Annotated in this window: 27 protein-coding genes and 2 tRNA genes; 6 read left to right on the top strand and 23 right to left on the bottom strand. The window is 63.1% G+C overall.

Annotation, left to right across the window (positions count from 1 at the left end; translation table 11 throughout):
• The first annotated feature begins 49 nt into the window (after window positions 1-49).
• Complete coding sequence (gene rpe / locus ACGYLC_RS12830) at window positions 50-739, top strand: ribulose-phosphate 3-epimerase (protein WP_394423236.1); 690 nt, start codon at window positions 50-52, stop codon at window positions 737-739.
• A 33-nt stretch (window positions 740-772) separates the two neighbouring features.
• On the opposite strand, the gene ACGYLC_RS12835 is transcribed toward rpe, so the two are convergent.
• From ACGYLC_RS12835 to ACGYLC_RS12895, 13 genes are all read right to left on the bottom strand, one after another.
• Window positions 773-2,272: a class I adenylate-forming enzyme family protein gene (locus tag ACGYLC_RS12835; protein ID WP_394423237.1), complete on the bottom strand. Its 1,500-nt coding sequence runs from the start codon at window positions 2,270-2,272 to the stop codon at window positions 773-775.
• Window positions 2,273-2,325: 53 nt separating this feature from the next.
• Window positions 2,326-3,093: an oxepin-CoA hydrolase, alternative type gene (locus ACGYLC_RS12840; protein WP_394423238.1), complete on the bottom strand. Its 768-nt coding sequence runs from the start codon at window positions 3,091-3,093 to the stop codon at window positions 2,326-2,328.
• On the bottom strand, window positions 3,090-3,497 hold the full coding sequence (locus ACGYLC_RS12845; protein ID WP_394423239.1) for a PaaI family thioesterase: 408 nt from the start codon (window positions 3,495-3,497) through the stop codon (window positions 3,090-3,092). Before ACGYLC_RS12845 ends, ACGYLC_RS12840 begins: the two co-directional genes overlap by 4 nt.
• The gene (locus tag ACGYLC_RS12850) at window positions 3,478-4,611 is read right to left on the bottom strand and encodes an acyl-CoA dehydrogenase family protein (protein ID WP_394423240.1); all 1,134 of its coding nucleotides are present in this window, start codon (window positions 4,609-4,611) and stop codon (window positions 3,478-3,480) included. The genes ACGYLC_RS12845 and ACGYLC_RS12850 overlap by 20 nt, the downstream gene beginning before the upstream one ends.
• Entirely contained in the window at window positions 4,608-5,807 is a 1,200-nt protein-coding gene (locus ACGYLC_RS12855; RefSeq protein WP_394423241.1) for an acyl-CoA dehydrogenase family protein, read from the bottom strand. The genes ACGYLC_RS12850 and ACGYLC_RS12855 overlap by 4 nt, the downstream gene beginning before the upstream one ends.
• A gap of 11 nt (window positions 5,808-5,818) precedes the next feature.
• Window positions 5,819-6,994 carry an acetyl-CoA C-acyltransferase gene (locus tag ACGYLC_RS12860; protein WP_394423242.1) on the bottom strand — a complete coding sequence of 392 codons (1,176 nt, stop codon included), beginning with the start codon at window positions 6,992-6,994 and terminating at the stop codon, window positions 5,819-5,821.
• Window positions 6,991-9,087 carry a 3-hydroxyacyl-CoA dehydrogenase NAD-binding domain-containing protein gene (locus ACGYLC_RS12865; RefSeq protein ID WP_394423243.1) on the bottom strand — a complete coding sequence of 699 codons (2,097 nt, stop codon included), beginning with the start codon at window positions 9,085-9,087 and terminating at the stop codon, window positions 6,991-6,993. Before ACGYLC_RS12865 ends, ACGYLC_RS12860 begins: the two co-directional genes overlap by 4 nt.
• A gap of 17 nt (window positions 9,088-9,104) precedes the next feature.
• Window positions 9,105-9,893: an IclR family transcriptional regulator gene (locus ACGYLC_RS12870; RefSeq protein WP_394423244.1), complete on the bottom strand. Its 789-nt coding sequence runs from the start codon at window positions 9,891-9,893 to the stop codon at window positions 9,105-9,107.
• Window positions 9,890-11,230 (bottom strand): TRAP transporter large permease, encoded by a 1,341-nt coding sequence (locus tag ACGYLC_RS12875; protein WP_394399481.1) that lies wholly within the window; start codon window positions 11,228-11,230, stop codon window positions 9,890-9,892. Before ACGYLC_RS12875 ends, ACGYLC_RS12870 begins: the two co-directional genes overlap by 4 nt.
• A complete protein-coding gene (locus tag ACGYLC_RS12880; protein ID WP_394399483.1) occupies window positions 11,230-11,763 on the bottom strand; it encodes a TRAP transporter small permease in 534 nt (177 codons plus the stop codon). The genes ACGYLC_RS12875 and ACGYLC_RS12880 overlap by 1 nt, the downstream gene beginning before the upstream one ends.
• Before the next feature lie 26 nt (window positions 11,764-11,789).
• Window positions 11,790-12,845, bottom strand: a complete 1,056-nt coding sequence (locus tag ACGYLC_RS12885) for a C4-dicarboxylate TRAP transporter substrate-binding protein (RefSeq protein ID WP_394423245.1) — start codon at window positions 12,843-12,845, stop codon at window positions 11,790-11,792.
• 265 nt (window positions 12,846-13,110) lie between these two features.
• Window positions 13,111-13,881: an MBL fold metallo-hydrolase gene (locus tag ACGYLC_RS12890; RefSeq protein WP_394423246.1), complete on the bottom strand. Its 771-nt coding sequence runs from the start codon at window positions 13,879-13,881 to the stop codon at window positions 13,111-13,113.
• An 80-nt stretch (window positions 13,882-13,961) separates the two neighbouring features.
• Complete coding sequence (locus tag ACGYLC_RS12895) at window positions 13,962-14,792, bottom strand: 3-keto-5-aminohexanoate cleavage protein (protein WP_394423247.1); 831 nt, start codon at window positions 14,790-14,792, stop codon at window positions 13,962-13,964.
• Between the two features lie 251 nt (window positions 14,793-15,043).
• Between ACGYLC_RS12895 and ACGYLC_RS12900 the strand changes: the two genes are divergently transcribed.
• Both ACGYLC_RS12900 and ACGYLC_RS12905 read left to right on the top strand, forming a co-directional pair.
• Window positions 15,044-15,622, top strand: a complete 579-nt coding sequence (locus ACGYLC_RS12900; RefSeq protein ID WP_394423248.1) for a hypothetical protein — start codon at window positions 15,044-15,046, stop codon at window positions 15,620-15,622.
• On the top strand, window positions 15,619-15,855 hold the full coding sequence (locus ACGYLC_RS12905) for a hypothetical protein (RefSeq protein ID WP_394423249.1): 237 nt from the start codon (window positions 15,619-15,621) through the stop codon (window positions 15,853-15,855). Before ACGYLC_RS12900 ends, ACGYLC_RS12905 begins: the two co-directional genes overlap by 4 nt.
• 268 nt (window positions 15,856-16,123) lie before the next feature.
• On the opposite strand, the gene lepA is transcribed toward ACGYLC_RS12905, so the two are convergent.
• Window positions 16,124-17,926, bottom strand: a complete 1,803-nt coding sequence (gene lepA / locus ACGYLC_RS12910; RefSeq protein ID WP_394423250.1) for a translation elongation factor 4 — start codon at window positions 17,924-17,926, stop codon at window positions 16,124-16,126.
• A gap of 213 nt (window positions 17,927-18,139) precedes the next feature.
• On the opposite strand from lepA, the gene ACGYLC_RS12915 reads away from it, so the two are divergent.
• Window positions 18,140-18,502, top strand: a complete 363-nt coding sequence (locus ACGYLC_RS12915; RefSeq protein WP_271689040.1) for a hypothetical protein — start codon at window positions 18,140-18,142, stop codon at window positions 18,500-18,502.
• Between the two features lie 4 nt (window positions 18,503-18,506).
• Here the strand turns inward: ACGYLC_RS12915 and ACGYLC_RS12920 are convergent, their stop codons facing one another.
• The 7 genes from ACGYLC_RS12920 to ACGYLC_RS12950 form a co-directional block, all read right to left on the bottom strand.
• A complete protein-coding gene (locus ACGYLC_RS12920) occupies window positions 18,507-18,968 on the bottom strand; it encodes a low molecular weight phosphatase family protein (protein ID WP_394423251.1) in 462 nt (153 codons plus the stop codon).
• Window positions 18,969-19,523 carry a UPF0262 family protein gene (locus tag ACGYLC_RS12925; RefSeq protein ID WP_394423252.1) on the bottom strand — a complete coding sequence of 185 codons (555 nt, stop codon included), beginning with the start codon at window positions 19,521-19,523 and terminating at the stop codon, window positions 18,969-18,971.
• Window positions 19,524-19,625: 102 nt separating this feature from the next.
• Window positions 19,626-20,927, bottom strand: a complete 1,302-nt coding sequence (gene hisD, locus ACGYLC_RS12930; RefSeq protein ID WP_394423253.1) for a histidinol dehydrogenase — start codon at window positions 20,925-20,927, stop codon at window positions 19,626-19,628.
• A 51-nt stretch (window positions 20,928-20,978) separates the two neighbouring features.
• Complete coding sequence (locus ACGYLC_RS12935; RefSeq protein ID WP_394423254.1) at window positions 20,979-21,308, bottom strand: hypothetical protein; 330 nt, start codon at window positions 21,306-21,308, stop codon at window positions 20,979-20,981.
• Between the two features lie 29 nt (window positions 21,309-21,337).
• Window positions 21,338-21,808 carry a DUF2948 family protein gene (locus ACGYLC_RS12940; RefSeq protein WP_394399502.1) on the bottom strand — a complete coding sequence of 157 codons (471 nt, stop codon included), beginning with the start codon at window positions 21,806-21,808 and terminating at the stop codon, window positions 21,338-21,340.
• A complete protein-coding gene (gene murA / locus ACGYLC_RS12945; RefSeq protein ID WP_394423255.1) occupies window positions 21,805-23,076 on the bottom strand; it encodes a UDP-N-acetylglucosamine 1-carboxyvinyltransferase in 1,272 nt (423 codons plus the stop codon). The genes ACGYLC_RS12940 and murA overlap by 4 nt, the downstream gene beginning before the upstream one ends.
• Window positions 23,077-23,079: 3 nt before the next feature.
• Window positions 23,080-23,256: a hypothetical protein gene (locus tag ACGYLC_RS12950; RefSeq protein ID WP_394423256.1), complete on the bottom strand. Its 177-nt coding sequence runs from the start codon at window positions 23,254-23,256 to the stop codon at window positions 23,080-23,082.
• 85 nt (window positions 23,257-23,341) lie between these two features.
• Between ACGYLC_RS12950 and ACGYLC_RS12955 the strand changes: the two genes are divergently transcribed.
• Window positions 23,342-23,416 (top strand) — tRNA-Thr (locus tag ACGYLC_RS12955).
• 322 nt (window positions 23,417-23,738) lie between these two features.
• Here ACGYLC_RS12955 and ACGYLC_RS12960 read toward each other — a convergent pair.
• Window positions 23,739-24,260: a superoxide dismutase family protein gene (locus ACGYLC_RS12960; protein WP_394423257.1), complete on the bottom strand. Its 522-nt coding sequence runs from the start codon at window positions 24,258-24,260 to the stop codon at window positions 23,739-23,741.
• Window positions 24,261-24,364: 104 nt separating this feature from the next.
• On the opposite strand from ACGYLC_RS12960, the gene ACGYLC_RS12965 reads away from it, so the two are divergent.
• Window positions 24,365-24,441 (top strand) — tRNA-Arg (locus tag ACGYLC_RS12965).
• A gap of 131 nt (window positions 24,442-24,572) precedes the next feature.
• On the opposite strand, the gene ACGYLC_RS12970 is transcribed toward ACGYLC_RS12965, so the two are convergent.
• On the bottom strand, window positions 24,573-26,075 hold the full coding sequence (locus ACGYLC_RS12970; RefSeq protein ID WP_394423258.1) for an MHYT domain-containing protein: 1,503 nt from the start codon (window positions 26,073-26,075) through the stop codon (window positions 24,573-24,575).
• Window positions 26,076-26,374: the final 299 nt, after the last annotated feature.

The raw sequence follows: 26,374 nt of genomic DNA on the forward strand, positions 1-26,374 counted from the left end.
GGCGGTCAGCCGTTATGAGGGGCCAACCCCCGCAACAAAGGCTGCCCCCATGACTTTCGACCGTTCGATCAAGATCGCCCCCTCCATCCTCGCTGCCGATTTCGCCAATTTCGGTGCCGAATGCCAAGCCATCGAGGCCCAAGGCGCCGACTGGGTGCATGTGGACGTGATGGACGGGCATTTCGTGCCCAACATCACCTTCGGCCCCGCCACCTGCGCGGCGATCCGGCCCCACATTAGGGGCGTGATGGACGTGCATCTGATGATTGCCCCGGTCGATCCCTATATCGAGGCTTTCGCCAAGGCGGGCGCCGACGTGATCACCGCCCATGTCGAGGCCACCCCCCATATCCACCGCACCCTGCAAGCGATCCGCGGCGCGGGCGCCAAGGCGGGCGTGGCGCTGAACCCCGGCACCCCGGCAAGCGCCGTGGCCGAGATCCTCGACATGGTCGATCTGGTCTGCGTGATGACCGTGAACCCCGGTTTCGGCGGGCAAAAGTTCATCGACATGACCGCCAAGATCCGCGAATTGCGCAGCATGATCGGCGACCGGCCGGTGCATATCGAGATCGACGGCGGCGTCGATCCCAAGACCGCGCCGCTGGTGGCCGAGGCCGGGGCCGATGTGTTGGTAGCGGGCTCGGCGGTCTTCAAGGGCGGTTCGGTCAGCGATCCGGCGCCCTATGGCGAGAACATCCGTGCGATCCGCGCTGCCGCCGAAGGCACCTACGTCTGATAAAGATGCGGGGCGCTTCTGCGCCCCGCCCCGTCACGCCAGTTGATCGGCAAAGGCCGTCAGCAAGCGGTGCTTCAGGATCTTGCCCGTGGGCGCTGCGGGGAGATCGGTCGCCACGATGATCTGCGACGGGCGTTTGTAGCCCGTGAGCCGTTCCTTGACGAAACCGCGCAGCTCCTCTGCCGTGACCTCGTCCCCCGGTGCCACCTGCACGAAGGCCAGCACCTCTTCATCGCCCTCGCGCCGCCGTCCGACCACCGCCGATTGCACCACGCGCGGGTGATCGTTCAAGGCGGCTTCCACCTCGGGCGGGTAGACGTTGAAACCGCCGTGGATGATCAATTCCTTCGAACGTCCGAGGATATGCAGCCGCCCCTCCTCATCGAGCTTGCCCAGATCGCCCGTGTGCAACCAGCCCTCGGCGTCGATGGCTTTGTCGGTCTCGGTCGGGTTGCGGTAATAGCCCTTCATCACATGCGGGCCGCGCACCAGAACCTCGCCTTCGCCCGCGCCATTGCCGCCGGGGGCTTGGTCGTCGATCTTGCACTCGGTGCCCGGTGTCACCGGCCCGACGGAGGTATCGGACGAGCCAAGCGCATTGGCCGTGGCCGAGGCACCCGAGCAGGTCTCGGTCATGCCGAAACCGTTCTGTAAGGGCAGTTCGTAAAAGGCCTCGGCCTTGCGCTTCCACGCAGGGTCAAGCGGCGCACCGCCGGAGGAGACATAGCGCAGGGTCGGGCTTTCCAGTTTCGGCATCCCGCGCTCGCGCGAATATTGCATGACCAGCGCGTGCATCTGCGGCACCGCAGGCAGGATCGTCACGTCTTCATGGGTCGCGGCATGGAGTTTCGCAGCCGAAAAACGGCTCTCCTGCCGCACCTTCGCGCCCGCGCTCACGGCGGCCATCAGGACCGAGACGAGGCCGAAGACATGGGTCATCGGCAAGACGCCATAGACCACATCCCCCGGCACCATCTGCCGCAGATCGGCCGAGGCCCGCGCCCCGAAACGCAGGTTGTCATGGGACAGCATAACGCCTTTGGGGTCGCCCGTGGTGCCGGTGGTATAAAGCAGCACCGCCACGTCGTGCAGATCGGCGTCCGGGCTGCTGGGCTGTGGCGTGGCCAGATGCAGCTTGCCGAAATCGCCCGCAATCTCGCCTGCGTCCAGCCGCGCTGCATGGGCCGCCGCCTCGGGCGAGACCTCGCAGGTCAGCAGCACCGCCGCCGGGGTGGCGTGGTTGATGATGCGGGTGACCTCCGCCTCGGTCTGGCGGGCGTTGACGGGGATTGCCACCGCGCCCAATTCCCACGCGGCATAGAGCCCGGCCACGGCGGAAACGCAGTTTTCCACCATCAACAGCACGCGGTCGCCTGCCTGCACCCCCGCGCCGCGCAACTCTGCCGCCAAGGCAACGCGCGCGCGGTCCAGATCGGCAAAGCTCCAAGCCGCACCGCTGGCATCGCTCAGCGCCGCCGCCTCTGGGCGGGTCGCCAATTGCTCAGCTAGAAAATCCTGTACCCTGGCATTCATGGGTGTCTCCTCCTGCCTAATGGCGGCCCCCTCCTCCGGCAGCCGCCGCCCGGCTAAAACCGGGGCTTTCGTTTTTCCAAAAAGGCCGCGATGCCCTCGGCGGCCTCGTCGCCGCCCGCGGCACGGGCCATGGCGTTGCGCTCGGCGTCGAGCTGCGCGGCCTCGTCGGTCTCATAGGCCTGCCCTACCAAGGCCCGGATCATGGCTTGCGCGTCGCGCGGCCCTGCGGCCAGCGTGTCGGCCAGCATCAGGGCTTCGTCGAGCGCGCGGCCATTGGGGCAAATGCGGTTCACTGCACCCAGTTCAGCAAAGCGCATGGCCATGACCGGGCGGCCCAAGAGGCACATCTCCATCGCCAAGGGGCGCGGCAGCAGCCGGGCGAGTGACGCGGTAAGCCCGGCGTCGGGCACCAGACCGGCCTTGACGTAGGCGGCGGTGAACTGCGCGTCTTCGCAGGCCACGATCATATCGCAGGCCAACGCAAGCGACAGGCCCGCGCCCGCCGCACCGCCTTCGACGGCGGCGATGACCGGCACCGGGCAGGCGCGGATCGACCGCACCAGATCATGCAGCGCATCGACCCGCTCGCGGCGGACCTCTTCGGTCAGCTTGCGGCGTTCGATCAGCACGTTGAGATCGCCCCCGGCGCAGAAGAACCGCCCCTCGGAGGTCAGGATCACCGCGCGGATGCGCGGCTCCTCGGCCAGCCGCATCGCCTCGGCGATGGCGTCGTAGAGCGCGGGCGTCAGCGCGCCGCGTTTCTCGGCGTTGCCGTTCCAGACGATCAGCCGGTCGCCGCGGTCCTCGATCCTTGCGCTCATGTCTTGGCCCTCTTGAACACGCCGGTGGCGCGCGACAGCAGGCGGCCTTCGGCATCGTGCAACTGCGCCTCGGCGTAGAGAATCTTGAAGCCCCCGCCGGTGACGCGCCCCGTGGCGATGATCCGCCCCTCCCGGACCGCGCCGATGTAATCGGTGGTCAGCGAGAGCGTCAGCATTGGCACGAAAGGCCCGTTCATCGCGCAGTGCCGCGCGCAGGCGAAACCGGCGGCGACGTCAAGCATCAGCGTATGCAGCCCGCCGTGCAGCACGCCCGAGACATTGAGGTGCTGTGGCCCGAGGTCGAGCGTGACGCGGGTGCTGCCATCGGGGTTCGACAGGTCGGGCTGAAACCCGATCAGCTGTTGAACCCCGCTGGTCGGAGCTTCATGCGGCGGATAGTGCAATGAACCGCTCCAGATGATGATCGACGTCGCCAAAGCGGTGGTCTGCCATGGTGATGCGCTTGGCGATATGCGCCAGTTCGTACTCCTGCGTCATGGCGATGCCGCCGTGCATCTGGATCGTGTCCTCCGAGACCAGACGCCCCACCCGGCCCATCAGGTTCTTCGCCGCCGAGACGTGACGCTCGCGGCTTTCGCGGTCGTCCTCCAGATGGCCCGCCGCGTTGATCACGGCCGAGCGCGCCTGTTCGAGGTCGATGAGCAGGTCCGCCATGCGGTGCGCCAGCGCCTGGAAGGAGCCGATCGGGCGGCCGAACTGCTTGCGGGTGCCGAGATACTCGCGCGTCAGGGCGCAGGCGGTCTCCATCGCGCCGAGCGTCTCGGCACAAAGCGCGGCGGTGGCCTTGGCGGTGCGGGTCTCGATGGCCTCGAATGCCTTGCCCGGCGCGCTCAGACGGGCGCTTTCCGGCAGGGTCACGTCATCGAGTGTCACCTCGGCGGCGCGGCCACCTGCGAGCAGCGCGTAGCCAGTCACGGTCAAACCCTTGGCATCGGCGGGCACGAGGAAAAGCGAGATGCCATCGCGGTCCCCTGCCTCCCCGCTTTCGCGGGCGGAGACGACGAGCATGTCGGCGGCCTCGGCATTGGCCACCACGGCCTTGCGGCCGCTTAGCACGATCTGGTCGCCGTTTTGCGTGGCCGAGGTGGTGACGCGCTCGAGGTCATAGCGGCTGCCCGGCTCGCCATGGGCGAAGGCCAGTTGCAGCGCGCCGCCGATCAGTTGCTCGATATGCTCCTGCTGTTCTTCGGTCCCGAGGTCGGCGATCAGCCCCCCGGCCAGCACGGCGCTGTCCAGAAGCGGCTCGACCACACCGGCGCGGCCCAGTTCCTCGAAAACCACGGCGAGGTCGAAACCCGCGCCGCCGAAACCGCCCTGCTCTTCGGTGAAGAGCGCGCCGATCACTCCCAACTCGGCCAGACCTTCCCAGATTTCGCTGGAATAGCCGGTGTCGCTCTCGAGGATGCGGTTGCGAGTCTCGGTGTCGTATTTGTCGCGCAGGAAGCGCCGCAGGCTGTCCTGCAACATCTGGCGTTCTTCAGTCAGGTCAAAATTCATTTGCCACCTCCGAGCATGGTCTTGGCGATGATCTGGCGCTGGATCTCGTTGGAGCCGCCGAAGATCGACAGCTTGCGGTTGTTGAAATATTGCGCGGCCACGGGGCCGGCTTCATGCGGGTCGGGCAGCGCATCGTTGCTCCCGGCGACCGCTTCGGAGGCAAAGGGCATGGCGTAGACCCCGGCGGCGCGGCGCGCCAGATCATTGATCTCCTGCCGGATGATCGTGCCTTTGACCTTCAGCATGGAGCTTTCCACGCCCGGCGCCTGCCCTGCGGCGGCTTTCGAGATGATCCGCAGGTTGGTCGTGGCCATCGCCATCAGGTCGATCTCGGCCTGTGCCACACGGGCGGCGAAATGCGGGTTCTCGATCAGCGGGCGGCCCCCGGCCATCTCGGAGCGAGCGATGCGTTTGACGGCCTGAAGACCGGCTTGGGAGAAGCCCACGCCCGCGATGTTGGTGCGCTCATGGGTCAGCAGGTACTTGGCGTAGGTCCAACCCTTGTTCTCCTCGCCGACGAGGTTCTCGGCGGGCACTTTCACGTTGTCGAAGAAGACCTCGTTCACCTCGGCGCCGCCATCCAGCAGGATGATCGGGCGCACGGTGATGCCCGGCGTTTCCATGTCGATCAGCAGGAAGGAGATGCCCTCTTGCTGCTTCACCTCCTTGTCGGTGCGCACGAGGCAGAAGATCATGTTGGCGTGCTGGCCGAGCGTGGTCCATGTCTTCTGGCCGTTGACGATGTAATGGTCGCCGTCCTTCACCGCGGTGGTCTTCAGCGAGGCGAGGTCGGAGCCTGCGCCCGGCTCGGAATAGCCCTGACACCACCAGTCCTCACCCGACAGGATGCGCGGCAGCCAGTAGTCCTGCTGCTCTTTCGAGCCGAACTTCTGCAGCACCGGCGCCAGCATCGACAGGCCGAAGGGCACGATGCGCGGCGCGTGGTGGGCGGCCGCCTCTTCCTCGAAAATGTGACGCTGCACGGCGTTCCACGCCGCCCCGCCAAACTCCTTGGGCCAGTTGGTGGCAAGCCAGCCCTGTTCGTTCAGGATCGCGTGCCAGCGCTCGTGGTCGTCCTTGGTCAGCTCCTGCCCGCGGCGCACCTTCTCGGAGAGTTCCTTGGGCAGTTTTTCGGCGAGGAATTGACGCACCTCCTCGCGGAAGGCGCGTTCTTCGTCTGTATAGCTCAGGTCCATATCGGCCCCCTTTAGTAGATTTCGAAGAGGCCAGCCGCCCCCATGCCGCCGCCGATGCACATCGTGACGACGCCGAGTTTCGCGCCGCGGCGGTGGCCTTCGCGCAGGATATGGCCGGTCATCCGCGCCCCGGTCATGCCGAAGGGATGGCCGATGGCGATCGAGCCGCCGTTCACGTTGCACTTGTCCGGGTCGATGCCGAGCCGGTCGCGGCAGTAGAGCGCCTGGCTCGCGAATGCTTCGTTTAACTCCCAGATGTCGATGTCATCGACAGTCAGCCCATGACGTTCCAAGAGGCGTGGCACGGCGAAGACGGGGCCGATGCCCATCTCGTCGGGTTCGCAGCCCGCGACGGCGAAGCCGCGGAAGGCGCCCATGGCCTGAAGCCCCTGCTGCTCGGCTTGTTTGCTGTCCATCAGCACCAAAGCGGCGGCACCGTCGGACAGCTGGCTGGCGTTACCGGCGGTGATAAAGGCCCCCTCGCCGCGCACCGGGGTGAGGCCCGCAAGCCCCTCCATCGTGGTATTGGGGCGGTTGCATTCGTCGCGGTCCACGGTGACCTCGCGGGTGGAGATCTCCTTGGTCTCCTTGTCCTGCACGCCCATGGTGGTGGTCATCGGCACGATCTCATCGTCGAAAAGACCGGCCTCCTGCGCCTTGGCGATGAGCTGCTGGCTGCGCAGACCGTAGGCGTCCTGATCCTCGCGGCTGATATTGTAACGTTTGGCCACGATGTCGGCGGTGTCGATCATCGCCATATAGACCTCGGGCTTGTGCTCTTTCAGCCAGGATTCCTTGACCGATTTGACGTCGGGCTGGATCAGCGAGATGCTCTCCACCCCGCCGGCGACCATCGGGCCCGCGCCCTCCATGCAGATGGCGTTGGCGGCCATGGCAACGGTCTGGAGACCGGAGGAGCAGAAGCGGTTCACGGTCACGCCCGAGGCGGTGACCGGCAGGCCCGCCCGCAAGGCGATCTGGCGCGCGATGTTCGAGCCGGTGGCCCCCTCGGGGTAGCCGCAGCCGATCATCACGTCTTCGATGGCGTCGGGGGCGACGCCAGAGCGCTTGACCGCTTCGGCAACGACATGGCCGCCCATGGTGGCGCCGTGGGTCATGTTGAATGACCCGCGGAAGGATTTGGCCAGCCCGGTGCGGACGGCAGAGACGATGACAGCCTGTTTCATTTGGCAGCTTCCTTGTTCAGATCATCAAAATTGCGGTTGGTCTTGACCAGTTCGGCCAGCAGCGGCGCGGGTTTCCAGAACCACGGGTCCTGCTCGGCGAAGCCCTCGATCGCCGCCAGCACATTGGGCAGGCCCTGAATGTCGGCCCATTTCATCGGGCCGCCCCAGTAGCGCGGGAAGCCGTAGCCGAAGAGCAGGGTCATATCGATGTCGAGCGGGCGTTTGGCGATGCCCTCTTCCAGCACCTTGGCCGCCTCATTGACCATGGCGCACATGTAGCGGCGCACGATCTCGGCGTCGGTGAAGTCGCGCGGGGTGATGCCGCGCTCTTTCTGCTCTTCCTCGATCAGGCGGAGCACTTCCGGGTTCGGGGTGCCGCCGCGCTTGCCCTTTTCGTAGATGTAGTAGCCTTCGCCGGTCTTCTGGCCGAAGTGGCCCTGCTCGCAAAGCCGGTCGATATAGGTTGGCACGCGTTCCTCGGGGTGGCGCGTGGCGGCCTTGCGCTTGCGCGTGGCCCAGCCGATGTCGAGACCGGCAAGGTCGGCCACGGCAAAGGGGCCCATGGCAAAGCCGAACTTTTCCAGCGCCGCGTCAATCTTGTAGGGGCTGGCGCCGTCCAACACCATATGGTCCGCCGCGGTGCGGTAGGTGGCGAGGATGCGGTTGCCGATGAAACCGTCGCAGACGCCGGCGCGGACAGAGACCTTGCCCAGTGCCTTGCCGAGCGCAAAGCCCGTGGCGACCACGTCTTTCGCGGTCTTGTCGGCGACGACGACCTCGAGCAGTTTCATCACATGGGCGGGCGAGAAGAAGTGCAGCCCGATCACGTCCTCGGGGCGCTTGGTGCTGGCGGCGATCTCGTTCACGTCCAGATAGGAGGTGTTGGAGGCCAGCACGCAGCCCGGCTTGCAGACCGCGTCGAGCTTGCCGAAGACCTGCTTTTTCACGTCCATGTCCTCGAACACCGCTTCGACGACCAGATCGACGTTTTTGAGGCTGTCGTATTCGGTGGAAACGGTCAGTGCTTCGCCGGTGAGGTGATCGAACTTCGCCTGATCGATCTTGCCGCGTTTCAGCGCGCCTTGGAGGTTGCCCGAGATACGCTCATGCGCGGCCTTGGCGGCCTCTTCCTTCATCTCGATCAGCACGACCGAGAAGCCCGACAGCAGCGCCGCCGTGGCGATGCCCGCGCCCATGGTGCCGCCGCCGATCACGCCGATGGCTTTCAGATCCCGCGGCTCGACGCCTTTCAACTCGGGGAGGTTGCTGACCGCACGTTCCGAGAAGAAGGCGTGGATCATGCCCTGCCGCTGATCGGTGTTCATCAGTTCCGAGAAGATGCGGCGCTCGGCCTTCATGCCCTCCTCGAAGGGTTTCTCCACACCTGCCTGCACGGCGCGCACGGCCTCAGCGGGGGAGATCTGGCCGCGGCCTTTCTTCAGCGTCGCCTCATAGGCGGCGTCCCAGTCGATGGGCGCGGGTGCCGGCATCTCGCAGATTGGACGGCGCTCGGCACCGCTGTCGAGCAGCTCGCGGACGTAAGCGAGACCAACCTCCTGCGGATCGCCCTCCTCCACCCGGTCGAGGATGCCCATCTCCAGCGCCTGCGGTGCCTTGATGTGGCGGCCCGTGGTGATGGCATCCAGCGCAGGCTCCACGCCGATCAGGCGCGGCAGACGCTGGGTGCCGCCAGCACCGGGAATGAGGCCAAGGTGCACTTCCGGCAGGCCGACGCGGGCCGAGGGCTGGGCGATGCGGTAATGCGCCGAAAGCGCCACTTCGAGACCGCCGCCGAGGCTCACGCCATGCATGGAGGCGACGACGAGAAGCGGCGAGGCTTCGATCCGGTTGCAGAGGTTGGGCAGATGCGGCTCCATCGGCGGTTTGCCGAATTCGGTGATGTCGGCCCCAGCGATGAAGGCACGGCCCTCGCCCACGATCATCACGGCGCGCACGCCGTCTTCGGCCTCGGCACGGTCCATGCCCTCGGCCAGCCCCTGCCGCACGGCTTGGCTCAGCGCGTTGACGGGCGGGTTCTGGATGCGCAGCACGACGATGTCGTCGTGGCGGGAATAAGCGATCTTGTCGGTCATGTGATGTCTCCTTGTCTTTATCCGCGCCGTGACAGGGCGGGCGCCCGTCCGGTGCGTTGTTCGATGCCGCTGACCACGTCGCGCAGGGCTGGCCCCACTTGTGACAGAATGCGGTCGTCGGGCAAGTCGGCGGGCAGCGCGCCGCAGCTAAAGGACACCGGCTCTCCGAATTCACCGGCGTAATAGGGCACGCTGACCGCGTTTACATTGCGGGCATAGCGGGTGTCGGGCGGGGCCAGCACGAAGCCCTGCGCCAGCAGTTGCTCATAGCCCTCGCGGCGGAAATTGCGCAGCCGGTCATCGGGTTCCAGCGCTTCGAAACGGTCTTCGTCGAGACTGGCCAGCGTGGCCAGACCCGAGGAGGAGCCATAGACCGGGATGCGATGCCCCGGCTCCAGCCAGATGGTCGAAGCGGTGCGCGGGCGCCAAGTGCGCACCAGCATCATCCGGTCGCCATCGCGCACGGCGATCAACGCCAGCGTGCCGGTCTCATCCGCCAGTTCCTGCATCGCATCCGACGCCATATCCACGAAGCTCACCGCGACAGAGGCGACGGAGCCGAGCGCAATCGCCGCAGGCCCAAGCCGAAACTTGTCGTTGCGCCCACCATGGGCCAGATACCCCAACTCGCACAGCGTATAGGTCAGCCGCGACACGGTGGGTTTCGGCAGCCCCGTCCGCTCGGCGATCTGGGCATGGCTCAGCCCGCTGTCGCTGGCGCGAAAGGCCCGCAGAATGCCAAGCCCCCGCGCCAGCGTATTGGCGAACTTACGGTCCGTGCCTGTATCGGATGCCGCCTGATTCATCGCGCCGCCATCGGGATCAAAAGCGAGATCATCGGGAAGGACATGATCAGGATCAGCACGATCACGTCGACGCTAAGAAAGCGCGTGATCCCGGCAAAGATCTTGTCGATCGGCGCTTCGCGCCCCACCACATTGGCAATGACGAAGACGTTGAGGCCGACCGGCGGGGTGATCAGGCCGATCTCCAACAGCTTGATGACCACGACGCCGAACCAGATCAGGTTCAGATCATAGCTTTCCACCAGCGGGATCATCAGCGGCAGGGTCAGCACCATGATGCCGATAGGGTCGAGGAACATGCCGAGCAGAAGATAGATCAGCGCGATGCAGAGCATCAGCACCACCAGCGACAACTGCGCGTCAGAGACGAAGCCCACGATGGTGCCCGCGACGCCGGTGAGCGCCACGAAGGCCACGAAGATCTTGGCCGAGGCGGCGATGAGGAAAATGGCAGAGGTCTGCACGCAGGTTTCCTTGACCGCGGCCCAAAGACCGGCCCAATCGAGTTTCTTCTGCGCAAAGCCGATCAGCGTGGCCGAGACGACGCAGACGGCGGCGGCCTCGGTCGCGGTGAAGATGCCGCCGTAGATCCCGCCGATGATAAGGACGAACAGAAGGATCGCAGGCCAGCTTTCAAGCGCTGCGGTCCAACGCTCCCCCGCGCTGTAGCGCTGGTCGGTCGAGGGGGCGACCGACGGATCGCGCCAGACCCAGAGGGCGATGACCAGCACGAAGCCCGCCAGCGTCAACAGCCCCGGCAAGACACCGGCGAGGAAAAGCGCGGAAATCGAAGTCTCGGTAAAGATACCGTAGATGATAAAGAGCACCGACGGCGGAATGAGCGAGCCCAGCGTGCCCCCCGCCGCGACCGAGGCGGTGGCGAGGCGCGGGTCATAGCCCATGCGCAGCATCTCGGGGGTGCAGATCTTGCCCATGGTCGAGGCGCAGGCGATGGACGAGCCGGTGATCGCGGAAAACCCGCCGCAGCCCATGACCGAGGCCATGGCGACCCCGCCCGGCAACTTGGTCAGCCAGACCTTGGCGGCGTGGTAGATCTTGGTCGTGATGTCGGCGCGATAGGCGATATGCCCAAGCGCCACGAAGAGCGGGATCATCGACAGGTCGTAGGAGTGAATAAGGTCGAAGGAATTCGAGAACACCATCGAGGTGGTCGCCTTGATCGCGCGTTCGGGCATGAAGGTGCCGGTGCGGAAGGCGAAGATGAAGAAGGTGGCGACGGTCGCGACCGAGGCCAGCGTGAAGGCGATCGGCACCCGCAGGGCCAGCATGATCAGCACCGCGGCAAAGGCGATCATCCCGATGGTCGAGGCATCCATTACAGCACGTCCTTCTCGGCCAGAAGGTCGGCCGCATGTTGTTGTTCGTCAGAGACCACGCCGCCCGCGAGCACGGTGCGCCCGTCGCGCCATGTCAGTTCGGCCAGCCGCAGGAAAGTGGCGATCATCCCGATCAGGAACAACAACCGCCCCGGCCATTTCGGCAGGTTCAGGTCGCCGTAGAAAAAGCTGCCCTTCTCCACCACGGAGAGAAATTCGCGCCCGCCGGAATAGATCAGCGGCGCCAGCGCCAGCATCCCGATGGCAGAGCCTGCCACGATCAGCACCGAGCGGGCACGCTCGGGGAAACGGTCGGTCACGAAGGCGACCGAGACATGGGCACGGGCCGCGGTGGCGGCGGCAAGGGGCAGCAGGATGGCGGCGACCATGAGCTCTCGCACCATGGTCACACTATCGGGCACCTGACTGGCAAAGAGCGCGCGGGCGATCACGTTGGAGGTGATCAACACCCCCAAGGCGATCACCGCCAAGGCCCCCAGTCCCAACAGGATTTTCTCCAGATTTACCAACATTTGCTGCCCCTCCCCAGTGTCAGCGATCAGTTACCGGCGGCGTCCCAAGGGTAGCCATTGGCGTCACGCTCTTCGGTGTATTTGACGATCAGCGCCTTATACTCTTCGAGCAGTTCCTCACCGGGCAGGCCGGTGGAGTTTGCGGTCTCAACCCATTCGTTAAGGAACTTCTCACCGGCTTTCACCAGCTGCGCGCGGTCCTCTTCGGGCAGGGTGATGACCTCGACGCCCTGCTCTTTCATGGAAGCGATGGCCTTATCGTTGGCGGCGGTGATCAGGCGGCCAAACTCATCGGCCATGTCCGCGCCAACCTCGGCCAGCGTGGCCTGCTGCTCTTCGGTCAGGCTGTCGTGCATGTCCTTGTTCATGAAGATGCCAAGACCGCCGACCTGACCCCAATCGAGGATCGTGTAGCTGTCCATCACCTCGGCCTGTTTCAGCGCCGCGACGGCATAGCTGTAGCCCTGCGAACAGTCGATCAGGCCGGTGTCGAGACCCTGATAGGCGTCGTAGATCGACATGTTGACCATATTCGCGCCCTGCTCGCCAAAGACCTTGCCATAGGCGCCCACGCCGCGAACCTTCTTGCCGGCGATGTCTTCAACCGATTTGATCGCGCCGCCCTTGCAGCCGATGTTCACCTGAGAGGTCGTCCAAGTGCCGATGTAGACGAGGTTCTTTTCGGCGAGGTCTTCCTGAATGGCTTCATTGCTGCGCATCAGCTCATCGGTGGCGCGCATGCCGACCCAGGCGTCGGGGTTGTTCACCGGCAGGTCGGCAATACCGTAGCCCGCCATCTCTTGCGGGTAGTAGACCGCGATGACCGAGCCGGTGTCGGCTACGCCGTCTGCCAGCGATTGCACGGCGGCATTGGCTTTGAACAGCGCCCCGCCCCACTGGATGTCGAGGCGCATATCGCCATCGGACCGTTCGGCAACCTGATCGGCGAACCACTGCAACGCCTGCGCGCGCGCACCGCGGTTCGGCCCGGCTTCCCCGTGAATCAGCACGGTCTCAGCGCTTACCGCGCCACCAGCCAGCGCCAGAGCTGCAGCGCAGCTCAGGTGTTTGAAAATTGTCATGTCGGCTCCTCCCAGAGACTTGTTTCACAATGCGAAGCGTTGTTTCGCATTTGTCGCAGGTCACGCTAGTCCGCGGACCGAAGGCGATCAAGCGAAACTTCGGACTTCGGCAGGGAGAGCAGTTAGGTTATTGAATTTGTTAAGGGAAAATTTCCCGAGGAGGGGCGCAGGCGTGGAACAGCCCCTCCGCATCCCGGAATCGGCGGTTTCGATCGGACGGCCTGTATCAGAGGCGGCCACGCCCCTTCGGGCGTGGCCACTTAGGTTAATACCAGTCGCCGAATTTCACCTCGACATCGGTGCCAACGCGTTTGGCGAACTCCTGTGGGTCTTGGGTGCCGCCGTCTTTGCCCCGGAAGTGATAGGGGTAGACGTAGGCGGGCTTGAACTCGGCCACCGCCGAGGCGGCGGCGTTGGAATCCATGGTGAAGGGCAGGTTCATGCAAACGAAGGCCAGCGAAATATCGGTCAGCCCGCGCATCTCGGGCGTGTCTTCGGTATCGCCCGAAATATAGACCCGGAAGCCGTCGAAGCCGAGGATATACCCGTTGTCGCGCCCCTCGGGGTGGAACTTCTTGCGCTCTTCGGTGGTGTTATAGGCCGGGATCGCGTCGATCGGCACACCGTTGAACTCGGTATTCTCCCCATTGGCAATCTTGCTGGCCTTGGCCGCAAGCGCGTCTGGCAGCATGTCGAACACGGCGGGGTTGGTGATGATCTGCACCTCATCGCCCGCCAGTGCTGCCAGCGTATCGGCATTATAGTGATCGCCGTGCTCATGGGTGATGAGGATCAGATCCGCCGCCGGAAAATCGCTGTATTGCGCGGGCTCGCCAACCGGATCGACATAGATCACGCCCGCGGGCGTCTCCAACACGATGGAGGCATGGTCGACGGGATGCACCGTGATCGGGCCTGCGTTGGTGTCGAACCTGTCACCGCTTTGCGTGGCGGCACGGGCGGCAAAGGGCAGCAGGGTGACGATGCCAGCGGCGGCGGCGGAGGTGGCAAGGAAATGGCGGCGGGTCTGGGACATTTCAGGCTCCTGTTGGTTGCTGGAACGGGACATAGCGGCCCCGCCCCGCATTTCAACGCGGCACCCGTCTGGCGGCAAGCCTATGCCGGGCGCAGACCCAGAATCTCACGCGCTTGTGCAGCCGTGGCGACGGGGCGGTCGTATTTTGCACATAAATCAGCCGCGCGCTGGATCAACGCCGCGTTCGACGGCGCCAGCGTCTCGCGGTCCAGCCGCACGTTGTCCTCAAGCCCCGCCCGGGTGTGCCCGCCCGCGGCGATGGCCCATTCGTTCAGCACGATCTGGTTCGGCCCGATCCCGGCGGCACACCACTGCGCATCGGGCGCAAGGCGGTTGAGCGTCTGGATATAGAAATCAAAGGTCTCACGGTCCACCGGCATGGCGTTTTTCACGCCCATGACGAATTGCACATAGAGTTGGCCCGGAATGCGCCCGTCGCGGTTCATCTCGGCGGCCTTGTGGATGTGGCTGAGGTCAAAGGCTTCGATCTCGGGCTTGACCGCGTGGGTTTTCATCTCCGAGGCCAGCCAATCCACCAATTCCGGCGGATTCTCGTAGACGCGCGTGGGGAAGTTGTTGGACCCGACCGAGAGCGAGGCCATGTCGGGCCGCAGCGAAAGCATCCCGCCCCGCTCCCGCCCCGCGCCCGAGCGCCCGCCGGTGGAGAACTGGATGATCATGCCGGGGCAGTGCTTTTGCACGCCCTCCATCAGCCGCGCGAATTTCTCGGGGTCCGAGGACGGGGTCTCGTCATCGTTGCGCACATGGGCGTGGCAGATCGAGGCCCCGGCCTCGAAGGCCGCGTGGGTCGACTCGACTTGCTCGGCAATCGAGATCGGCACTGCAGGGTTGGCGGCTTTGGTGGGAACGGAGCCGGTGATGGCGACGCAGAGGATGCAGGGGGTGGTCATGGGTGGTGGTCCTGTGGCGGTTATGGGATGTTTGAAAGTCATGGTTTTGAGCGAAAGCTGAAACCCGAACGCAAGGTACTTTGTAATATACATGTGACCGGAAGCCATAAGGGGTTGTACCAAAAAGCGCTCTAACGATGCGAACTTCTTGCAACCACTACACTTACGCGCAATGGTTACACGAACTCGCCCTATTCAACTTAAGATAGCTTTCAAAGTGATCGGTTAGATGCACTAGGTTCTTTAGATACATGAGTGATTTTACATATTTCTACGTCCTCCAGGACGAAGCTAGACGTCGCACGATGAACGCCATCAACAAGCGCCTTTTGATAACTGGCGGGATTAAATATTGGGATAAAACAACCCTTTGCTCTATTCTTGGCACAGAGAAGGGGAATGCATTGAAATTTGCTAAAGAGGAGTGGCCCAAGTTCTACGGGCCCGACACCCATAGAGGTTTTGAAGAACCTTGGGAAAAACTCGCGTATCGTTATTTGCCACAAAAAGACCATTTTGACCTGGCAATCTGGCAGGAAGTAGATGGTCGCCAGGTGCTGGTCGCGCTCGCAGTGGGGAACCCATCAAATGCCCGCACTCACCTAACTGTTAAGTGGATTGAAAGATTTTATGGCCATAACTATCTTTCCGGTAGAGCACTTTGGCCGATTTTGACTTGTGCCGAAGAGTATGGGAAACTTCTTGGGTGCGAGCGCGTTCTAATAAAGGATCCCGTTGACTCGGGTAAGTACGAAAGATACGGGTACGCAAGGTACCACCATCCGCAAGTCGCGCATGGTGGTAACTATTTTGGAAAGGAACTGACATGACAGACGAAGTTGCAACAAATGCGCTCGTGGAGTCTTCTGACGCCAAGGCAAGCATTCTGGCTGCTATCGCTCGCATTGAGGCCGTTCCTGCAAGTAAAACTCTGATCGATCAGATTCCGGATGCCGATTGGTGTTCTGAAGGATTAAACGACTGGATGATCGAAGTTGGCTCTGAAGATGCGCCCTCCGAGGAGCTTGACAGCTGTGATAAACCGACTGTCAAAGTGGCTTAAGATCGACACCCGCCAAAGCGGCTAAAGGGCAAGCGCCCGAATTCACCTTTCAGCACCTCGTTTGTAAGACAAGCGGGGTGTTTTTGAGGATTAACTGCCTAATCCCCCGTCTGCTGGGGGCCTTGCTTGTCCACGCCTTACACTTTCCCCGGAGCGTATGCCGGGGCTTTGGACCTGGGACCGGCGTTCACCGTGAAACACACCCTGGCGGGAACGCGCATTGCTTCGCAATACGCTGCCTCCCGCGCGCACTAAAAATGGTCAGCTTTTAGCTGTCCATTTTTAGCGCCGAAATAAACGCCTCCTGCGGGATATCCACTTTCCCGAACTGGCGCATCTTCTTCTTGCCGGCCTTCTGCTTCTCCAGCAGCTTCTTCTTCCGCGTGGCGTCGCCGCCGTAACACTTCGCCGTCACGTCCTTGCGCATCGCCGAGAGCGTCTCGCGCGCGATCACTTTGCCGCCGATGGCCGCCTGGATCGGGATCTTGAACATGTGGCGCGGGATCAGGTCTTTGAGCTTTTCCACCATCGCCCGGCCGCGCATTTCGGCGCGGTCGCGGTGGACCATCGTGGAGAGCGCATCTACCGGCTCGTCGTTCACGAGGATCTGCATCTTCACCAGATTGTCCTGACGGTAGCCGATCATCTGGTAATCGAAGCTGGCGTAGCCCTTGGTGACCGACTTCAGCCGGTCGTAGAAGTCAAACACCACCTCATTGAGCGGCAGGTCATAGACCACCATGGCGCGCGAGCCGGCGTAGGTCAGGTCTTCCTGAATGCCGCGGCGGTCTTGGCAGAGTTTCAGCACGTCGCCGAGGTAGTCGTCGGGCACGAGGATCGTGGCCTTGATCCGCGGCTCCTCCATATGGTCCACCAGCGTCATGTCGGGCATGTCGGCGGGGTTGTGCAGCTCCTGCATCTCCCCGTCCTTCATGTGGACGTGGTAGATCACCGAAGGCGCGGTGGTGATGAGGTCGATGTCATACTCGCGCTCGAGCCGGTCGCGGATCACCTCGAGGTGCAAAAGGCCAAGGAAGCCGCAGCGGAAGCCGAAGCCAAGGGCGGCGGAGGTTTCCATCTCATAGGTGAAGGAGGCATCGTTCAGGGCGAGCTTTTCAATCGCGTCGCGCATATCCTCGAAATCATTGGCGTCGACCGGGAAGAGGCCACAGAAGACCACCGGCACCGAGGGTTTGAAGCCCGGCAGCGCGGTTTCGCATTTGCGCTTCTCGTGGGTGATCGTGTCGCCGACGCGGGTATCGCGGACCTGTTTGATCGAGGCATTCAGATAGCCGATCTCGCCGGGGCCGAGGCTGTCGACGCCGACCATCTTGGGCCGGTAGACGCCCACGTCGTCCACGTCATAGGTGCCGCCGGTCTTCATCATGCGGATGCGGTCGCCCTTTTTCAGAGTGCCCTCCACAATGCGCACGATACAGATCACGCCGAGGTATTGATCGTATTTACTGTCCACCAGCATCGCTTTCAGCGGTGCGTCGGGGTCGCCGCCCGCAGGGGAGGGCAGCCTGTTGACGATGGCCTCCAGCACGTCGGGGATGCCGACGCCGGTCTTGGCCGAGATCAGGCAGGCCTCGGAGGCGTCGATGCCGATCACATCCTCGATCTGTTCGCGCACGCGGTCGGGGTCAGAGGCCGGCAGGTCGACCTTGTTCAGCACCGGCACGATCTCATGATCCGCGTCGATGGCGGTATAGACATTGGCCAGCGTCTGCGCCTCGACCCCCTGGGTGGCGTCAACGACCAGAAGCGAGCCCTCGACCGCCTGCATGGAGCGCGCAACCTCATAGGCGAAGTCGACATGTCCGGGCGTGTCGATCAGGTTCAGCACATAGGTCTTGCCGTCCTTGGCGGGGTATTCGATGCGGACGGTGTTGGCCTTGATGGTGATGCCCCGCTCCCGCTCGATATCCATGTTGTCCAGAAGCTGGCTTTGCATGTCGCGTTCGGCGACCGTGCCGGTGAGTTGGATCAACCGGTCGGCCAGCGTGGATTTGCCGTGGTCGATATGCGCCACGATGGAGAAGTTGCGGATGTTTTCAAGCGGTGTCATGCAAGGGGATATGGCGCAGAGCCGCGCCTGCGTCAATTGGCCATGAACGCGCTCATGCCCCTGCCCGCACGTCACGGCGCTTTATCGCGGGCCGAAGGGCGCAGCCCCCCAATGGAGAATTGCGCGAAGCCCGCTTTTGCGGCATAATGACGGGCAGAGCAGACCGGGCCGACAAGGGGAAAACCCCATGGTCCAGAACAATAGGGCAAATCAATGCGGACAGTTGCAAGTTTGATGGCGCTCGCCATTTTGGCGGGCTGTGGCGGCACACGTTATTCCAGCGATGCCGCCGTAGGACGTTTCTCCCCCACACCGGTTCTTTTCGCCACGGGGCCGATCCAAAAGGCCTGTCTGGCCGATGGGCGCCGCGGCTCCAGCCATGCGCGCTGCGGCTGCGTGCAGGCGGTGGCGGATCAGACGCTGTCGCGCTCGGACCAGCGCCAAGGCGCCAAGATTTTCCGTGACCCGCATCGTTTGCAAGAAATGCGCCAATCCGACAACAAAAGCGACAACGCTTTCTGGAGCACGTGGAAAGCCTTTGGCCAAAGCGCCGCAGCGGCCTGCTCCAACACCTGATCGCTCAGTCTTGGCTGAGCGGCTGGCCAAAACGGTCAATCAGCCGTCCGACGATCTGATCGCGGGCGGCGCGAAACTGCGTGAGCTTGGCCTCGCGCCCCTCGCCCAGCCCGGTGGGATCGAGGATCGGCCAATATTCCACGTCAAGGTGATAGAACCGCGTCAGTTCCAACGCCCGGCGCTGGCTGGCGGGGCTGAGCGCGATCACAAGGTCGAATGACCCCAGATCGTCGCCCCATTCCTCCATCTCGTCGAAACTGCGGCTGCGGTGGCGGTCGAGCTCCACATCCAACTCTTTGCATACGGCGATAGAGAAGCCGTCGATCTCCATATCGTTCTTGACGCCGACGGATTGGACATAGGTGCCGGTGCCGTAGAACTTTTTCATCAACCCCTCGGCCATGGGGGAGCGGACGGCGTTGTGATCGCAGCAGAAAAGAACAGATTGAGGCAGCACCTGCGTCATTTATCCGCCGAAATGCAGAACGCAGATCAGGGTGAATAGCCGCCGCGCGGTGTCGGTGTCGATCTCAGCCTTGCCCGAGAGCCGCTCCTGCAGCACGCGGGAGCCTTCGTTGTGGATGCCGCGCCGGGCCATGTCGATCGTCTCGATCTGGCTGGGGGGCAGTTTCTTGACCGCTTCGAAATAGCTTTCGCAAATCTGGAAGTAATCCTTCACCACCTGTCGGAACGGCCCGAGAGAGAGGTGAAATTCCGCCGCCTTTTCAGCCACTTCGGTCTGCACATCAAAGACCAGCCGCTTGTCGCGGATAGACAGGGACAGATGATAAGGCCCTTCGGGCACCGGCCCCTTTTCGCGTTCGGGCAGGACAAAGCTGTTCTCTTCCAGCAGGTCGAACATGGCCACCTTACGCTCCTGATCAATCTCGGGCGTGGGGGGCGGCATGTTCGCGTCATCAAGCGCGATATGGGTGATGCGGGTCATCGGCGCATCCTTTTTGCTGGCGATACCCTTTCGTGGATAGCGCAGCGGTGGGGAGGGGGCAATGCGCGAGAGCATGCGCGCCCGCGATTGCGCCCCGTCAACGCATCTGACGATACGTCAGAAGGATCGGCAGAGCCGAGAGCGCGCAGGCGGGGGCTGTCTTTGCCCCCCCCTGCCCTAGTCGTTGAGTTTGCGCAGACGCGCGGTGACCGACAGGCCATGCGCCTCAAGGCTTTCGGATTGGGCCAGCCGCTCTGCCGCGGGACCGATGGCCTTGAGCGCCTCGGGCGACATCTGCGCCAGCGTCGTCCGCTTCATGAAATCCAGCACCGACAGGCCAGAGGAGAAACGCGCCGAGCGCGCCGTGGGCAGCACGTGGTTCGGCCCGCCGACGTAATCGCCAATCGCCTCGGGCGTCCACTGGCCAAGGAAGATCGCGCCCGCATGGGTGATCTTGTCCGACAGCGCCTTCGGGTCCGCCACGCAAAGCTCAAGGTGCTCCGGCGCGATGCGGTTGCTGAGAGCCGCGGCGGCGTCGAGGTCCGGCACGGTGATGATGGCCCCATTGTCGCGCCAGCTTGCGCCCGCGATGGCGCGGCGTTCGAGGGTGAGCAGACGTTTCTCAACCGCCTCTTGTACCGCGCGGGCAAAGGCAGGGTCGGTGGTGATCAGGATGCTCTGCGCGCTCTCGTCATGTTCGGCTTGGCTGAGCAGATCAAGGGCGATGAAATCGGGATCATTCTCTCCATCGGCGATGACGAGGATCTCGGATGGCCCCGCGATCATGTCGATGCCGACCTTGCCGAAAACGCGGCGTTTGGCGGCGGCGACGAAAGCGTTGCCGGGGCCGGTGATCTTGTCCACCGGGGGGATCGTTTCGGTGCCGTAAGCCAGCGCCGCCACGGCCTGCGCGCCGCCGATGCGGTAAATCTCATCCACCCCGGCGATGCGGGCGGCCAGCAGTACAAGCGGGTTCAGCACGCCATCGGGCGTCGGCACGACCATGGCAAGGCGCGCCACCCCCGCCACCTTGGCCGGAACCGCGTTCATCAGCACCGAGGACGGGTAGCTTGCCAGCCCGCCGGGCACATAGAGGCCCGCGGCGGAGACAGGCGTCCAGCGCCAGCCCAAGGTCGCGCCATCGGGGTCGGTCCACTCCGCATCCTCGGGCAATTGCCGGGCGTGATAGGCGCGGATGCGGTCGGCGGCGAGTTCCAGCGCCTTGCGGTCTTCCGGGGAGACTTCGGCCGCGGCGGCCTCGACCTCTTCCGCGCTGATGCGCAGGGTCTCGGCGGTCAGGGTCACGCGGTCGAATTTCTGCGACAGGTCGATCACGGCGGCATCGCCACGGGCGCGCACATCGGCGATGATCTCGGCCACCACGGCATCGACATCGGGACTGTCTTCGCGCTTGGCGTTCAACAGTTTGTCAAAGGCCGCTTCGAAATCGGCTGCGGAGGCATCGAGCGTGACAGGCATGGGTTTAAGCTTTCGTAAGGGAGGCCGCCGCGCAGGGCTGGCCCAATGGTATCAAGGCGCAGATGGGCGGCGCAGGCTGGGCTCGGCCCGCAGGCCCGATGTTTTGACAGCGGCACTGGGGGCCGAGCGCTGCGCCAAACGCATCGCGCGGGTGTCTTGGGCGTTGTCGAACACGGCGCGCGCCACATGCGCTGCAAGAATGGCAAACAGCCCGCCCGCAATCGCCGCGGCAGGGGCCAAAAGCCCCGGCAAGGTGACCGTGCCCAACAGATGCCGTACCGCCAGCGCCAGACCAAGCAGCAAAAGGGCCCAGCCAGTCGCCTCGGTTGTCAGGGCCACCACGCGCCCCCGGGTAAATCTGTTCTGTTTCAGTTCCGGCATCTTGCGATCCTTGCCACCGTGACGGGATGTCACTCAGGGTGAACGGGCTTTTTCTTAGACGGGGCGAGATAGGGGCGGGTCACATCCTTGAGCGTCACCTCAAGCGCTTCGACCTCCAGCCGGATCGCGCCGTCTCCGGCCAAGGTCAGCGTCACATGGCCCGAGGGCGCGTCGCCCTCTTCAAACGCGATGTCGAGCAGCGACAGGATCGTATCGGCATCGCCCTGGGGCACGCCTTGGCTGGCGACACGTTGCACGTTGTTGAACATCAGCACCGATTGCACCCGCTCGGGCGCGTGACGCGCCGCCCCCGTATCCTCATGCCGCAAGCGGTTCAGCAGCAGCGCAAAACGCGCGCCCGCGCGGTGCCAGCGCATTTCGGAGGCGGGAAAGACCGCGTCTTGGGTCAGCGAGGCGATCACCGTCAGATCCTCGGCATCCAATGCGCCGAGATTCAGCGGCGCTTCGCGGCCATCTTCGAAACGTGCATCTTCGGTCATTTGTCACTGATCCTTTCGATATCCGCCCCGATGCCGCGCAGTTTGGCCACCACATGCTCATAACCGCGATCGAGGTGATAGACCCGGCTGACCGTGGTCTCCCCAGTGGCGGCCAACCCGGCGAGAATGAGCGAAATCGACGCTCGCAGATCGGTCGCCATAACCGGCGCCCCTTTGAGCTTTTCGACCCCGGTGACCTTGGCCGTGCCACCCTGCACGTCAATCCGCGCGCCCATGCGAATCAGCTCTGGCGCGTGCATGAAACGATTCTCGAAAATCCTCTCTTCCAGGACCGAGGTGCCTTCGGCGGTGCAGAGCAGCGCCATCATCTGCGCCTGAAGATCGGTCGGGAAACCGGGGAAAGGCTCGGTCGTGACATCCACCGCCGAAATCCGCCCGTTGCGCCGCGCTACCTTGAGGCCCGCCTCGGTCTCGGTCACCTCGATGCCCGCCGCGTCGAGCTTTTCGCAAAACGCCTCCAGCAGGTCGATTCGCCCGCCCAGAAGCTCGACCTCACCGCCGCAGAAGGCCGGGGCCAGCATATAGGTGCCAAGCTCGATCCGGTCGGTCACGACCTTATGGGTGGCGCCATGCAGGCTGTCGACGCCCTGAATGGTGATGCTGGAGGTGCCATCGCCCTCGATTTGCGCGCCCATCGCGCGCAGGCAGTCCGCCAGATCGACGATCTCGGGCTCGCGCGCGGCGTTGTTGATGACAGTGGTGCCCTTGGCAAGGGTCGCGGCCATCAAGATATTCTCGGTCGCGCCGACAGAGGCGAAGGGGAAGTCGATCACCGCCCCCTTCAGCTTGCCGCCCGCAGCCTTGGCATAAAGATAGCCGTCCCGCAGGTCGATCTCTGCGCCCATCTTGGCCAAACCGTCGGTGTGAATGTCCATCGGACGCGCCCCAATCGCGCAGCCGCCGGGAAGCGAGACTTCGGCATGGCCCTCGCGCGCCAAAAGCGGCCCCAAGACCAGATTCGACGCGCGCATCTTGCGCACGATGTCATATTCAGCGCGGGTATTGATCTTCCCATGGCTTGCCATGGTGATGACCTTGCCGTCCTGCATCGCGGCGACCTCGGCCCCGAGAGACTGCAAAAGCTGCGTCATCGTGCGAATGTCGCTCAGACGCGGCGCATTGGTCAGCGTCAGCGGCTCTTCGCTCAGCAACGTGGCGGGCATCAGCGCCAGACAGGCGTTTTTCGCGCCCGCGATGGGAATTTGCCCGTTGAGCGCACCGCCGCCCCTGACCAGAATGGAATCCATCGTTCAGCTGTCCTTTTCCGGCCCCTCGGGGCCATTGCCTGTATCCTGCGCCACATCCTCGGCCCGCGCGCGGGCCTGCGCCTTGCGCCGGGCCATATTTGCCTTGAGCGCAGCCTTCAGCCGCGCCTCCCGTGCAGAGGGTGTTTTCGCGTTCTTTTCCAGGGCGTTTTGCTTTGCCATGCCGCCTATCTAGCGCAGGGGGCAAGAAGGGTCCAGATCAGGGGTTGCGCCCCCTTTCGATTGCGGCTAATCACCCGCCCACGGCGCTGCTGTAGCTCAGAGGTAGAGCACTCCCTTGGTAAGGGAGAGGTCGAGAGTTCAATTCTCTCCAGCAGCACCATTAACCCCCCTCAATGCCGGATATGTCACGTCTAGCACTCGTGCTTGTCTCTCGACTTACGCCCGACGCTAAGCGTCAGTCTGAGTGCGAGAGTTCAATTCTCTCCAGCAGCACCATTTACCTCCCTTATCGCCGGATATGTCACGTCTAGCACTCCTGCTGGTCTCTCCAGCAGCACCATTTCCGGTCTTCACCTATCGACATGCCCCGCAAGCGATGCTCGTTTTACTTGAGCCAACATTGCGCCCCTGTTCTCGAACCGAAACGACGCCCCCGCCGCGATAATCGAATCAAGACGGAAGCGCCAAATACTCACTTTAGATCACGACGCCTCAAACACGCCGCAGGCAATACGCGAACCCGCGTCACCCGATGGCTGCGATTCGTAATCATCCGCGTCGCTGTGGATGATGAAGGCCGCACCGTCATTGTCTTTAATCATGCTCTCAATATCGAGCAGGTCGAGAAAGACTTCGGCCTCCAGCACCCCATCTTCACCCACGACCATATTGGGCATATCCCCGGGGTGCGGCCCATCCTTGACCAGCACACCGTGCTTGCGGTCCCCTGCGATATGGCCACCGGCAGATTTAAAATCCTCTGCCGAACAATCGCCAGTCTGATGCAAATGCACGCCGTGGGTGCCTGCGGGCACGCCCGTCACGTCGATCTTGACCAAGGTGCGGCCCGAAGTGGTCGTGTTGAGCGAGACGTTGCCCGAGATATCATTCGAATTGCCCGCGACCTGAGCCGTCGCCGACGTTTGCATATGGCTTTCGGCCTGCGCCGCGACGGCGCCTGTTGTGGCCAAAGCGGCCCCGAGTAGGATATTGCGCAGATACATGGCTTCCTCCGTTGGAATATATGTCCAATGGCGGATCAACCCACCCGGCCTGCGTCGGGTTCCTCTTGATGCAAGGCAAGGCTTGCCCCTATAAGCGGCCCTGTGCTCCCTTAGCTCAGCTGGATAGAGCAGCCGACTTCTAATCGGCAGGCCGAGGGTTCGAATCCTTCAGGGAGCGCCATTTTCCACCACATCTGCCCCGCGGCAGGTACCTTGATCGCCACCGCGTTTAGATGCGGATAGGTCGCGCGGCCCTAGGACCGGCGCTTTCGCAGCCCTATGATGTATTTCCCCCGATCGAGATGCCCCCGATCACGCCGCCACAAGCGTATTTCCCACCTCGATTTCGGAGGCGCAGACCGGCAGATCGACGGTGAACTTCGTGCCGACCCCGACGGTGCTTTCCACGCGGATGTCCCCCTCATGCGCCACGGCGAGCTTTTTGCAGATCGCAAGGCCCAGCCCGGTGCCACCATCGGCGCTTTTGCTGGCTGTTTCGGCTTGAATGAAAGCTTGGAAGATCCGCTGCAGATCTTCTGCCGGCATCCCGCAGCCATTGTCTTCGACCTCCAGCCGACAACTTTCGCCCATCTGCTTGGCGCGGATCACGATGCTAGTTCCGCGCGAGAACTTGAGCGCGTTGCCCAAAAGGTTGATCAAGATTTGCTTGCAGCGCCCCCGATCGGCGAAAACGTCGAATTCATCATATTCGATTTCAAGCACCGCCTGCTTTTCCTTGGCCAGCCCCTGAAATTGCTCTGCCAATTCGGCCAGCAAATCGCCCGCCACGAATGAGGTTTTGGTAAGCTTTACGGAATTCAACTCGATGCTCGTATAGTCGAGAAGTTCGTTGATGATGGTCAATAGATGGTCACCTGCCGATTTGATGCGGCCGCCGTAACGCTCCGTCTGGTCGCCGAGTTCTTCGAAATGCACCTTTGTGATCGCCTCGTTCGGCTTCAGCTTGGCCATGGTATGACCTTTGAGGTTGGTCAGGAAACTGGCGTAGCCGTTGATGATGGTCAGCGGCGTGCGCAACTCATGGCTGAGAACGCTCATGAACTCGGACTTCGCCCGACTGGCATCGCGGGCTTCATCCCGTGCTTGACGCAGCTCGTCGATATTCTCCATCCGGGTGCGGTTTTCGATGAAATAGGTGAACAGCCCGCCGGTCACGATCATTGCAGCCGTTCCTGCGATGACCATCGCCAGCAATCTGAACTCATCCGGGTTGCTATGACCGCCGATCAAGGTTGTCGGCATCACGTGAAAAGCCGCCATGCCGGTAAAATGAAGGCCGATGATCGCCAAAGCAAAGCTCGCCGTCATTTTTGACCGGGCGTATTTTTCGCCCTGCCCACCAAAGGACAAAGCCACGATGGAGAGCACCATGGCCAGCACGACCGAAGCGACGAGATAATTCCGGTCCCAGTGGATCATACCTTCGATCCGATAGGCGACCATCCCGGTGTAATGCATGGCCGAGATCGACAGCCCCAGGATCACCCCGCCGATCACATTCGTGATCCGCCTGCGGTACATCCCGGCGATCAAAATGCCCAAGGTCGACCCGATAATTGCGATCAACAGCGAGACGAAGGTCAACCCGAAATCAAAGCTGACCGGCGCGTCGGGCTGATAGGCCAGCATGGCAATGAAATGGGTGCACCAGATGGCAATGCCCGAAGTCACGGCGGTCAGGAAATACCACAACAGCGCCTGTCGCGGCGACTGGGTGAGCGCGTGCCGATAAAGATTTGCAATCACCCAACTGCCAAACGCGCACAACAGCGCGGCAAGCAAGACCAGCGTCATATCGTGGTCCGAGTGCATAGAATGAGCCACAGTCAGCATTTTTAAACCTCAAGATAATGAGGCCAGTGTTGCGCAAGGATTGCGTCGAAACCGTGTTCGGGGGGGTTCTTTTTGGCGGTAATTTCATCTGATGAAACTCCACCCCCCTTGCAAACAGCGCAGGCGGGCTGTTTGTCGGTCAATCGCCCCCCGCCCCTGCAACCGAAGGCGTCAAGATGCCCGTTCTAAGCGCTGTTTCGCCCCATCCCCCGAGAGGAATCACAGCAACCAAAGCGCGGGAGTGACGGTACTTACAGGGC

This window comes from Sulfitobacter sp. 1A12157, from assembly GCF_043557345.1.
GTDB lineage: Bacteria > Pseudomonadota > Alphaproteobacteria > Rhodobacterales > Rhodobacteraceae > Sulfitobacter.